General features: G+C 66.8%; 11 protein-coding genes. 9 read left to right on the top strand and 2 right to left on the bottom strand.

The genetic code is table 11. From position 1 onward, the window contains the following. Window positions 1-54: 54 nt before the first annotated feature. Window positions 55-732 carry a TetR/AcrR family transcriptional regulator gene (locus WAW17_RS21440; protein WP_422334927.1) on the bottom strand — a complete coding sequence of 226 codons (678 nt, stop codon included), beginning with the start codon at window positions 730-732 and terminating at the stop codon, window positions 55-57. A gap of 271 nt (window positions 733-1003) precedes the next feature. Here WAW17_RS21440 and WAW17_RS21435 point away from each other — a divergent pair, with 271 nt between their 5' ends. The 9 genes from WAW17_RS21435 (at window position 1004) to WAW17_RS21395 (ending at window position 11100) form a co-directional block, all read left to right on the top strand. Beyond that, entirely contained in the window at window positions 1004-2104 is a 1101-nt protein-coding gene (locus WAW17_RS21435; RefSeq protein WP_422334926.1) for a DUF3152 domain-containing protein, read from the top strand. A gap of 107 nt (window positions 2105-2211) precedes the next feature. Continuing rightward, a complete protein-coding gene (gene moeZ / locus WAW17_RS21430; protein ID WP_422334929.1) occupies window positions 2212-3393 on the top strand; it encodes an adenylyltransferase/sulfurtransferase MoeZ in 1182 nt (393 codons plus the stop codon). A 92-nt stretch (window positions 3394-3485) separates the two neighbouring features. Beyond that, a complete protein-coding gene (locus WAW17_RS21425) occupies window positions 3486-4340 on the top strand; it encodes a TIGR02569 family protein (protein WP_422334925.1) in 855 nt (284 codons plus the stop codon). Between the two features lie 66 nt (window positions 4341-4406). Beyond that, complete coding sequence (locus tag WAW17_RS21420) at window positions 4407-4625, top strand: hypothetical protein (protein ID WP_422334924.1); 219 nt, start codon at window positions 4407-4409, stop codon at window positions 4623-4625. Between the two features lie 89 nt (window positions 4626-4714). Then, a complete protein-coding gene (locus WAW17_RS21415; RefSeq protein ID WP_422334923.1) occupies window positions 4715-6136 on the top strand; it encodes an MFS transporter in 1422 nt (473 codons plus the stop codon). Between the two features lie 31 nt (window positions 6137-6167). Beyond that, on the top strand, window positions 6168-8708 hold the full coding sequence (gene nirB, locus WAW17_RS21410; RefSeq protein WP_422334922.1) for a nitrite reductase large subunit NirB: 2541 nt from the start codon (window positions 6168-6170) through the stop codon (window positions 8706-8708). 81 nt (window positions 8709-8789) lie between these two features. Beyond that, window positions 8790-9245: a nitrite reductase small subunit NirD gene (gene nirD, locus WAW17_RS21405; protein WP_422334921.1), complete on the top strand. Its 456-nt coding sequence runs from the start codon at window positions 8790-8792 to the stop codon at window positions 9243-9245. A gap of 8 nt (window positions 9246-9253) precedes the next feature. Further along, entirely contained in the window at window positions 9254-10399 is a 1146-nt protein-coding gene (locus WAW17_RS21400) for a uroporphyrinogen-III synthase (RefSeq protein ID WP_422334928.1), read from the top strand. Further along, window positions 10396-11100: a sirohydrochlorin chelatase gene (locus WAW17_RS21395; protein ID WP_422334920.1), complete on the top strand. Its 705-nt coding sequence runs from the start codon at window positions 10396-10398 to the stop codon at window positions 11098-11100. The genes WAW17_RS21400 and WAW17_RS21395 overlap by 4 nt, the downstream gene beginning before the upstream one ends. Window positions 11101-11109: 9 nt before the next feature. Here the strand turns inward: WAW17_RS21395 and WAW17_RS21390 are convergent. Beyond that, window positions 11110-11579 (bottom strand): molybdopterin-binding protein (locus WAW17_RS21390; RefSeq protein ID WP_422334919.1); only part of this gene is annotated, 470 nt, incomplete at its 5' end.

Genomic DNA, 11579 nt, shown 5'->3' with positions numbered 1-11579 from the left:
GACCCGCAGTCCGTGGACTGCGGGTCCTCTCGTCTGTGATCGTTCGGCCCTGGCTCAGGGTTGATGCTGGTCGGCATGCAGCGGGACGCGGGACAGACCGCCCCACGCCAGGGTGACCGTGGTGTCGACGGCCTCCTCCTTGGGTATGGGCCGCGCAGCCTCGAGCCAGTACCGTGCGGTGAACTGGCTGGCACCGACCAGGCCCACGGCGAGAATGCGCGCGCGGTAGGGGTCGAGGCCGGAATCGTGACTGACGAGGTCGAACACCGCGTCCACACACGCTTCGGTGGCTTGCTCGACACGGCTCTGCACCTGGGGCTCACCCATGAGGTCGGATTCGAACACGAGGCGGAAGCCCTGTGAGTCGTTGTCGACGAAATCGAAGAACGCCTGCACAGCGGCACGGACGCGCTGCTTGTTGTCGGTCGTGGAACGAAGTGCCTGCCGGACGCCGGAGATCAGGCTGTCGACGTAGCTCTGCAAGACTGCGACGTACAGTTCGAGCTTGCCGGGAAAGTGCTGATAGAGGACGGGCTTGCTGACGCCCGCGCACTCGGCGATCTCATCCATTCCGGCGGCGTGATAACCACGGGTGACAAAGACCTCGCTGGCTGCGGCGAGTAGCTGCAGGCGACGGGCATCGCGGGGAAGCCGCGTACTGCGACGTGCCCCGTTTGCTTTGCCGTTGGCGGCGTCGCGATCGGAGTTCGTCCGATCCGCGAGTTCAGTCATGAGGGGATTCCAATCTGCACAAGTACTCCACGTCACATTCTGTGTAACTGTGTGAACGATACCCGCGCGCAGGTATCCCTCCATGATGGCCTCTCCCGGCGCGCCGGTACAGGCATGGTTCCTGGTCGGTAACTGGCGGTGGTGACGTGTCGCTCGTGACCAGGTGCACACGGTTGCCGTGATGTTGCAGGGGGACAAGGCGTGACACGCCGGAAGAATCGGTCCCGGTGCACTGGGCGGAGGTGACGACGGACTGTGAGATTCTGGCTGCGTGACTGACCGAGGTGGACCGCGCGTGCGTGGCCGGGCTCCCGGGCGCTCCGCCGGCGACGAGAGGCAGACGCGCGGAATCGACCAGCGCGACGCCGGCACCAGGTCGTCCCTGTCTTCGCGTGCACAGCCTTCACCGCAGTCCCATCAGCCGCTGCGGGCACAGTGGGATCCGATCAGCCGTGACGTCGGCCGCCCCCGCAACCCGCGTCCGGACCGGCGGGCGCGAAAGCAGAGCAAGCTCGGGCGATTCGTGTCGACCTACGGATGGCGTGCCTACGCGATACCGATCCTTCTGGTCATCACCGTCCTCGTAGTCGTGGACGCGGTGCGGGGAACCGGCGACGGTGGGGCGAGTTCCGGGGCGGACAGCCCAGGATTCGGCACCCTGTCCCGGAACACGGACGGCTCGTCCGTCATCGGTGTCCCGCCAGAGGCCGACGGGAACTTCGCGGCCGAGTTGCCGGCAGGCGCACTGCCCGACGGCGGGGCGTTCACCGTGACGGGCGCCGGAACATGGCACATCGTCCCGGGTGCCGGTGGCAAGGTCGGACAGGGCACCGAACGCGAGTTCACGTACACCGTCGAAATCGAGGACGGTGTGGACGCGTCCGTCTTCGGCGGAGACGAATCCTTCGGGCGCATGGTCGATCAGACGCTGGCCAACCCGAAGAGCTGGACCAAGGATCCCCGTTTCGCGTTTCGACGTGTCGATTCGGGTGACCCCGACTTCCGGGTTTCGCTGACCTCGCAGATGACCATCCGTGACGCATGCGGATACGACATCCAACTCGAGGTCTCCTGTTATAACCCGGGCATCGACCGTGTCGTGCTCAACGAGCCCCGCTGGGTTCGCGGGGCCATCGCCTTCCAGGGCGACATCGGGTCGTATCGGCAGTATCAGATCAATCATGAGGTCGGCCACGCCATCGGATACCAGGACCACCAGCCCTGCGAGACGCAGGACGGCCTCGCGCCGGTGATGATGCAACAGTCGTTCGGCACGTCCAACGACGACATCGCCAGGCTCGATCCCGAGGGGGTGGTCCCGATGAACGGACTGACCTGTCGATTCAATCCCTGGCCTTTTCCTCGTGCGTGATCTGCCGGGAAGAATGCCCCTCGCCCGTGTGTTGAATCAGACGTGCCCGGCGACGACCGGTACAGCGTGCGCAATCGGAGGAGTGGATCGTGTCGTTTGACGTTTCCGTGAAGACCACCCAGCTGCCACCGCTGGTGGAGCCGGATGCCGAACTGTCGCGTGAAGAGGTGGCCCGCTACAGTCGGCATCTCATCATTCCCGACGTGGGTATGGACGGGCAGAAGCGGCTCAAGAACGCCAAGGTGCTCGTCATCGGCGCCGGTGGTCTCGGTTCGCCCGCCTTGCTCTACCTTGCTGCTGCCGGTGTCGGGACGCTCGGAATCGTCGAGTTCGACGAGGTGGACATGTCGAACCTGCAACGCCAGGTGATCCACGGCCGGTCCGACGTGGGCCGGCCCAAGGGAGAGAGTGCGCGCGACACGATTCGTGAGATCAACGAGAACGTCGATGTCCGTCTGCACGAGTTCCGTCTCGAACCCGACAACGCCGTGGAGCTCTTCGCTCAGTACGACCTGATTCTCGACGGCACCGACAATTTCGCCACCCGCTATCTGGTGAACGACGCCGCAGTGCTTGCACACAGGCCGTACGTGTGGGGTTCGATCTACCGGTTCGAGGGCCAGGCCTCGGTGTTCTGGGAGGATGCGCCGAACGGACGGGGACTCAACTACCGCGATCTCTACCCCGAGGCTCCGCCGCCGGGCATGGTGCCCTCCTGCGCCGAGGGTGGCGTGCTGGGTGTGCTGTGCGCGTCGATCGGATCGATCATGGCGACCGAGGCGATCAAGCTGATCACCGGAATAGGGGAGTCGTTGCTCGGGCGTCTGATGGTGTATGACGCCCTGGACATGACGTACCGCACCATCACGCTGCGCCGGGACCCTGCCCGCACCCGGGTCACCGAGTTGATCGACTACGACGCATTCTGCGGTGTGGTCTCGGAGGAGGGCGCGGCAGCGGCCGCGGGATCGACGATCACGGCCACCGAACTGCGCGACCTGCTGGAGTCGGGAAAGGACATCCAGATCATCGACGTCCGTGAACCCGTCGAATGGGACATCGTGCACCTGCCGGGAGCGGTCCTGATACCCAAGGATCGGATCCTGTCGGGGGAGGCTCTCGCCGAGCTTCCGCAGAACAAGCCCATCGTGCTGCACTGCAAGACCGGCGTCAGGTCGGCCGAGGCACTGGCTGCCCTGAAGAAGGCGGGATTCTCGGATGCCACGCATCTGCAGGGTGGCGTGATCGCGTGGGCAAATCAGGTGGATACCAGTCTTCCCGTCTACTGACCACCGGTGCAGCATCTGTTGCGGCGTGATTGCAGTCTCCGGACAGCGCGCCTTGCGCCGCAGGCCGCTGTGTCGGCGGTAGCGTTGTCCATGTGAGCACAGGCCAACCTCCTCAACACGTGTGCTCCACCTTCGGCCTCCGGGAAGTCGAGCCCATTCCACTCGGTGCGGACTGGGACGGCGGGTGGCTCTGTGGAGACGTAGTGCTGTCGGCAGTCGCCGACCATGCCCGCGCCGCCTGGTCGGCCAAGGTTCGCGAGAACCTGGAAGTGGACGGGGTCCGGCTCGCCCGGCCCGTCCGTTCCACGGACGGCAGGTATGTGGTCTCGGGTTGGCGGGCCGACACCTTCATCATGGGCACGCCGGAGCCGCGTCACGACGAGGTCGTGTCCATGGCGGGGCGACTGCACGCTGCCACATCGCAGTTGGAGCGGCCGAGGTTCCTGGTGCAACCGCCCGTCGCGCCATGGGCGGAGGTGGACGTGTTCGTGGCTGCGGATCGCGCCGCCTGGGAGAAGATTCCGCTGCGCAGTGCGAAAGGCACCCCGCAACTCGAGACGCCGTCTCCCGACGGCCGCAAGAGTCTGGAGCTGATCACCGGTCTGGCGTCGTTGCGCAAGCCCGTCCACAGTCCGGATCAGCTGGTGCACGGCGACCTGTTCGGTACCGTTCTGTTCTCCGGAGCCCTGGCGCCCGGTATCACCGACATCACCCCGTACTGGCGGCCCGCGGCGTGGGCTGCGGCGGTCGCCGTTGTCGACGCCATCTCCTGGGGTGGCGCGGACGAGGGGCTCGTCGGGCGCTGGGAGGATCTGCCGGAGTGGCCGCAGATGCTGCTGCGCGCCGTGTTGTTCAGGCTGGCCGTGCACACACTGCATCCGCGATCTACCGCGGAGGCCTTCCCCGGCCTCGCTCGCACCGCCGACGTGGTTCGTCTGCTTCTCTGACTGTGGACCGGGTCATCACGTTTCGGTGAGCAATTCGCTGAACAAGTCGCGTGCCGCCCGGGATGCGTGGCTCGGCTGTGCGGACCCGCACTCACGCCGGGTGGATGGGCGGCGTCCTTCGGCTACCTCACCTTCGCGGTGGTGATCGTCATCATCGCCGGGTCGCGAGCGGGCAGGCCGCGCATGCTCGAGGACGGCTGGCGGCCCGAAAAGCCTCTCGCGGACGCTGTTCGACACGTCTGGGTAACGTGGCCGAAACCTCACATCGACCGCATCGGCAAGTGAGAATCAGTTGACGTTCCGGTCACCGACGGCAGCACTACCGCAACACCCGTTTCCTACCTTTAGGTCTCCCACACAACGAGGAGGCCTGGGTGAAGCAGCACGAGGATCGCCATTACATCGAGCACTGGGATGCAGAAGACGTCGACGCCTGGGAGGCGGGCGGCAAGGACGTCGCCAAGAGAAATCTGATCTGGTCGGTCGTCGCCGAGCACGTCGGCTTCTCGATCTGGTCGATCTGGTCGGTGATGGTGCTGTTCATGCCCACCGAGATCTACGGTATCGACGCGGCAGGCAAATTCTTCCTCGTTGCTGTGCCTACACTGGTGGGCTCGATCCTTCGCATCCCGTACACGGTTGCCACGGCCCGCTTCGGGGGCCGTAACTGGACCATCTTCAGTGCGCTGGTCCTGCTCGTGCCGACGCTGGGCACGCTGTACCTGATGCTGAATCCGGGCGCGTCGTACACCACTTTTATGCTGGTGGCCGCACTTGCCGGAGTCGGTGGCGGTAACTTCGCCTCGTCGATGACCAACATCAACGCCTTCTACCCGCAGCGACTCAAGGGTTGGGCGCTCGGCCTGAACGCCGGTGGCGGCAACATCGGTGTCCCGATGATCCAGCTGGTGGGTCTGCTCGTCATCGCCACGGTGGGCAACACCGAGCCGTGGATCGTGTGCGCCGTCTATCTCGTCTTCATCGCGGTCGCCGCGGTCGGTGCCGCACTGTTCATGGACAATCTCGGTAATCAGAAGTCGGATCTGCGGTCGATGGGCAAGGCGCTGACGTTCTCCCACTCGTGGGTCATCAGCTTCCTGTACATCGGCACCTTCGGCTCGTTCATCGGTTTCAGCTTCGCGTTCGGCCAGGTTCTGCAGATCAACTTCCTCGCAGGGGGTGCCACACCCGCCGAGGCTGCCCTGCACGCCGCGCAGATCGCGTTCATCGGCCCGCTGCTCGGTTCGATCGCCCGCCCGATGGGTGGCAAGCTTGCCGACCGGATCGGCGGCGGCAAGATCACGCTGTACACCTTCGTCGCCATGGCGCTCGCCGCTGCCGTGCTCGTGACCGCAGGCACGATCGACGACGGCACGGCCGGCGCGGCCACCGCCGGTGTCATGATCGCCTTCGTGTTCGGCTTCATCGCATTGATCCTGCTGTCGGGCATCGGCAACGGCTCGGTCTACAAGATGATTCCCTCGATCTTCGAGGCCAAGGCGCAGGGTCTCGACGGCTTGAGCCGGGAGGCAAAGGCGGCGTGGTCGCGTGCGATGTCCGGTGCCCTCATCGGCTTCGCCGGCGCCATCGGCGGACTCGGCGGTGTCGGTATCAACCTGGTACTGCGGGCGTCGTACGGCGGTGCCGCGAAGTCGGCGACCATGGCTTTCTGGGTCTTCCTCCTCTTCTACATCGTCTGCATCGCCGTCACCTGGTTCGTGTACCTGCGCCGGCCCTCCGCACGCAGCGTCGGAGCCGTCGAGGGCCAGGACGAAACGGTGTCGGTCACGGCATGACCCGAGTACGTCAGCAAGAAGGAGCGTCGACATGAGCCGCAAGTCAGAAGCAGTCACCGGGCAGGACCGCAAGTCCGTCGTGGTCATCGGCCACGGCATGGTCGGGCACCGATTCGTCGAGGCTCTTCGTGCCCGCGACGAGTCGGACCTCTGGTCGATAACGGTGCTCTGTGAAGAAGCACTCCCCGCCTACGATCGGGTCGGACTCTCCTCCTACGTGGGTGCCTGGGATCCGAAGGAGCTGGCCCTCGCCGGGAACGAGTACCCCGGCGACGACCGGGTCGATCTCCGGATCGGCCAGCGGGCGTCGGCGGTCGATCGTGAATCCCGCAAGGTCACAATGGAATCCGGGGAGGTGCTCTCCTACGATGCGCTGGTGATGGCGACTGGTTCGTACCCGTTCGTGCCGCCCAGCCCGGGCCACGATCGTCCCGCGTGCTTCGTCTACCGGACTCCCGATGACCTCGACGGGATCCGGGCCCGCGCGGAGGCGGCGGGACCGGGGGCCGTCGGCGTGGTGGTCGGCGGTGGGCTGCTCGGTCTCGAAGCGGCGAACGCGCTGAAGCTCCTGGGAATGACCCCGCACGTCGTGGAGTTCGCTCCGCGACTGATGCCGCTGCAGGTGGACGAGGGCGGCGGAGCGTTGCTCGCCAGACTGGTCACCGACCTCGGACTCACCGTCCACACGGGTGTCGGTACCGCCGGAATCACGGAGGGACCGAACGGCATCACTGTCGAACTGTCCGACGGCTCCGTGATCGACGCCGCACTGCTGGTCTTCTCCGCCGGCGTGCGCCCGCAGGACAAGCTGGCCCGCGACGCCGGCCTCGACGTAGGTGAACGTGGCGGAGTCATCACGGATACGGGCTGCCGTACCTCGGACGCGAACATCTACGCCGTCGGCGAATGCGCTGCGGTGGAGGGGAAGTGCTACGGCCTCGTCGCCCCCGGCTACACCACGGCGGAGATCGTCGCGGACCGGCTGCTGGGTGGGGAAGCGGAATTCCCCGGTGCCGACCTGTCCACCAAGCTCAAGCTGATGGGTGTGGACGTCGCCAGTTTCGGTGACGCGCACGCGCAGAGCCCCGGCGCGCTCGAAGTGGTGCTCAGCGATGCAGCCAAGGGTACCTACGCCAAGCTTGTCGTGTCCGACGACGCGAAGACTCTTCTCGGGGGCATCCTCGTCGGTGACGCGTCCGCGTACGCCTCGCTTCGTCCGCTCGTGGGCCGCGAACTGCCGGGTGATCCGGCATCGCTCATCTCGCCGGCAGCCGAGAAGCCCGGAGCAGGGTCGCTTCCGGACGACGCCGAGGTGTGCTCCTGCAACGGTGTCACGAAGGGCGCGATCTGCGGCGCCATCGCCGAGGGCGCCTGCGACATCGCGCAGGTGAAGAGCTGCACGAACGCCGGCACCACCTGCGGCGGCTGCCTGCCCACGATCAAGCAGCTGCTGGCGTCTTCGGGCGTGGTGATGTCGAAGGCGCTGTGCGAGCACTTCGAGCAGTCGCGTGCCGAACTCTTCGAGATCGTCCAGGCCACCGACACCCGGACCTTCTCCGCGCTGATCTCCAAGTACGGCAAGGGTTCCGGATGTGACATCTGCAAGCCGGTAGTCGCGTCGATCCTGGCGTCCACGGATTCCGATCACATCCTGCACCGCAACCAGGCCGGTCTGCAGGACACCAACGACCACTTCCTGGCGAACATCCAGAAGAACGGCACCTATTCGGTCGTCCCGAGGATGCCCGGTGGTGAGTGCACGCCGGAGCAGCTCATCGTCATCGGTGAGGTGGCTCGTGACTTCGGTCTCTACACCAAGGTCACGGGTGGTCAGCGCATCGACCTGTTCGGTGCCCGGGTGGAACAGCTACCCGCCATCTGGAAGCGTCTCGTCGACGCCGGCATGGAGTCGGGGCAGGCGTACGGCAAGTCGCTGCGCACGGTCAAGAGCTGCGTCGGGTCCAGTTGGTGCCGGTACGGAGTTCAGGATTCGGTCGGCATGGCGGTCGACCTGGAGAACCGTTACCGCGGCCTGCGGTCACCGCACAAGATCAAGTTCGGTGTCTCCGGGTGCGCCCGCGAATGCGCCGAGGCGCGCGGCAAGGACGTCGGTATCATCGCCACCGAGAACGGCTGGAATCTGTACGTCGGGGGCAACGGTGGCCAGTCTCCGAAGCATGCGCAACTTCTGGCCGGCGGACTCGACGACGAGACGCTGGTCCGCTACATCGACCGCTACCTCATGTTCTACATCCGGACCGCGGACCGGCTGCAGCGCACCGCACCCTGGGTGGAGTCGCTCGAGGGTGGGCTCGCGCACCTCGCGGCCGTGGTGTGCGAGGACAGTCTGGGAATCGCGGCGGAACTCGAGGCTGCGATGGCCAAGCACGTCGAGGGGTACAGGGACGAGTGGGCCGGTGTCCTCGAGGACCCGGAGAAGTTGTCGAGGTTCGTGTCGTTCGTGAACGCGCCCGACGAGCCGGACCCGACGGTCGCCTTCGACGAGTCGGGTTCCCGGAAGGTGCCGGTGCTGATGGGAATGCCGAAATTCGCAGCCTCTACACCGCAGTAATCACCGCTTAACCTCCCGGAAACACCCGCCCCGAACTATGAGTAGCAACACGGAAATGCACCAGCCCCGAGGAGGACTGTGATGACCGTCGCAGACATGAACGTGCACATCGCCGGCAGAACCAGGCGCGACAGCGTCGCGTCGGGCAGGCTCGATTGGACGTCGGCGTGCCCGCTCAGCCAGTTGATTCCCGGCCTCGGGGTGGCTGTGCTGCTGCGGGGTGGGGAACAGGTGGCGTTGTTCCTCCTCGAGGACGGATCCCTGCGTGCCGTCGGCAACATCGACCCGTTCGGCCGGGCCGCCGTGATGTCCCGCGGTCTTGTCGGTGACCGGGCAGGCGAGCCGACCGTGGCCTCACCTCTGCTGAAGCAGGTGTTCTCGCTCGTCGACGGCCGCTGCCTCGACGACGAGTCGGTGCGGTTGCCCGTCTACGACGTGCGGGTGTGGGCGGGTGTCGTTCAGGTCCACAGCGTGCGCGACCTCGTCGGCGCAGAGGGGCCCGACACCGTGAACGTGACCGGGGCCGCGAGTTCGTGAGCGAGGCGATGCCCCTGTGCGGGTTCACGGTCGGGATCACCGCCTCGCGTCGTGCCGAGGAATTCGCGACACTGCTGACGAGGCGGGGCGCCACCGTGGTGCACGCTCCGGCAATCCGCATCATTCCGCTGTCCGACGACACCGAACTCGAACGCGTCACCCGTGCGATCGTGCAGGACCCGCCGGAAATCGTGGTGGCGACAACCGGTATCGGATTCCGTGGCTGGATGGAGGCTGCGGACGGATGGGGGGAAGCGGAAGCACTCGGGCGGGCGCTCGCGTCGAGCCGGTTGCTGGCCCGGGGGCCCAAGGCCAAGGGTGCGATCCGGGCTGCGGACCTGCGGGAAGAATGGTCCCCGGCGTCCGAGTCCTCCGCGGAGGTGCTCGATCATCTGCTCACCGAGGGTGTCGAAGGGAAGAGGGTGGCCGTTCAATTGCACGGAGCCACCACCGAATGGGAACCGATCGCGGACTTCTGCGAGGTGCTCCGCTGTGCGGGCGCCGACGTGATCGCGGTTCCGGTGTACCGATGGACGCCGTTCGAGGACCAGGCCCCGATGGATCGCATGATCGATCTGATCGTGACCGGTGGGCTCGACGCAGTCAGCTTCACGAGTGCCCCGGCAGTGGCCTCGATGCTGACCCGGGCGAAGGAGACCGGATCGATCGAGATGGTGTTGCATTCACTCCGGCACCGTGTGCTCGCCGCCTGTGTCGGATCGGTCACCGCAGGCCCCCTGCGCGAACTCGAGGTGCCGACGACGATGCCGGCCCGCTCCCGGCTCGGTGCCCTGGCTCGCCATATCGCGGACGAACTGCCGCGACGTGCAACCAAGTTCCAGACCGCAGGCCACGAACTGAGTATCCGGGGCGGCTGTGTGGTCGTCGACGGCGAGGTGCGCCAGTTGCCGCCGGCCGCGATGTCCCTGATCCGCACTCTGGGTGCTCGCCCGGGACGCGTCGTCCCACGAGACGAACTGCTCGCCGCCCTGCCGGGCGGGGGCGGTGACACCCACGCGGTGGAAACCGCGGTTGCGCGCCTGCGCGCGTCGCTGGGTGCACCGAAGGCGGTCCAGACCGTGGTCAAGCGCGGATACCGTCTCGCGCTCGACCCCATCGATTGCGTCGATGCCCGGGAAGAGGTGGGGAAATGACAGAGACAGCACTGGTTCTCGTGGCACACGGCACGCGGAGTACGCGTGGCGTCGAGATGATCGCGTCTCTTGCGGAGGCCGTATCCGCACAGGCGGGCCCCACACGGGTGGCGTTCGTGGACGTACTGGGGCCGTCGCCCGCGGTGGTCCTGCGCGACATCGCCGGCGCCGCAGTCGTGGTTCCCGCGTTCCTGGCGTCGGGCTACCACGTGCACACCGATGTGCCGCGGGAGGTGGCGGACAGCGGTCATCCGTCGGCCGCTGTCACCGGCGCCCTCGGGCCCGACCCGGTGCTCGCCGATGTCCTCCTGCGTCGCCTCGTCGACGCGGGCTGGCAGCCTGGTGATTCCATCGTTCTCGCCGCGGCGGGATCCTCCGATCCGCGCGCACTGCGCGACGTGCGCCGCGCCGCGGCGATGCTCTCGGAGCTGGTGCAGTCGCCGGTCCGGATCGGATACGTGGCGACCGCCGAACCGCGTGTACCCGGCGTGGTCGCCGAACTCCGGACTCAGGGACGACGGCGTGTGTTCATTGCGTCGTATCTGCTTGCGCACGGTCTGTTCCACGCCCGGCTCGCCGATGCCGGTGCAGATGGAGTCGCGGAGCCGTTGGGGGTGGATCCGGCCATCGTCGATCTGGTCGCGGAGCGCTTTCGGACCGGGATCCCCGCGGCCTTGCGCGCACCGGTCCTGCAGCGCTGAGCGTTTCGGTCACCGCGGCAGCGACAACAGTTCCACGAGCTGGTCATCGTCGGCGTTCGCCGGGATCAGCGCCAGTGCGTCGCGGCCGATCAGACCGGCGAGGTGCGCGGTCCGGATCCCGGCGTCGGCGCGCCAGAGGCCGTCCGGCTGGAGTGCGGCCGGCAGGATGCGCACGGTGTCGCCGGCGACCTCGCCGGCATTCACCACCGATCCCAGCATGGGCTGGGCCGGGGTGCGCCCGGTGAGCGCATCCACCACGGACGGAACCATGGTGAGCAATGTCGCCACGGCGGCAAAGGGATTGCCCGGCAATCCGAGCACCACCCGTCCGTCGGGCAGCAACGCGGTGACCTGGGATCCTCCGGGTCGGCATCGGACGCGGCCGACGATCAACTGTGCCCCGGCGCGGTCGAGTGCCGCCCGCAGCTGATCGGCCGCGCCGCCACCGGTGGCGCCGACGATCACGATCAGGTCGGGGT

It is taken from the genome of Rhodococcus sp. (in: high G+C Gram-positive bacteria), assembly GCF_049286785.1.
Classification (GTDB): Bacteria; Actinomycetota; Actinomycetes; order Mycobacteriales; family Mycobacteriaceae; genus Rhodococcus_F.
The sequence above is the reverse complement of the archived record's forward strand: the minus strand, read 5'-3'. Positions and strand labels throughout refer to the sequence as shown.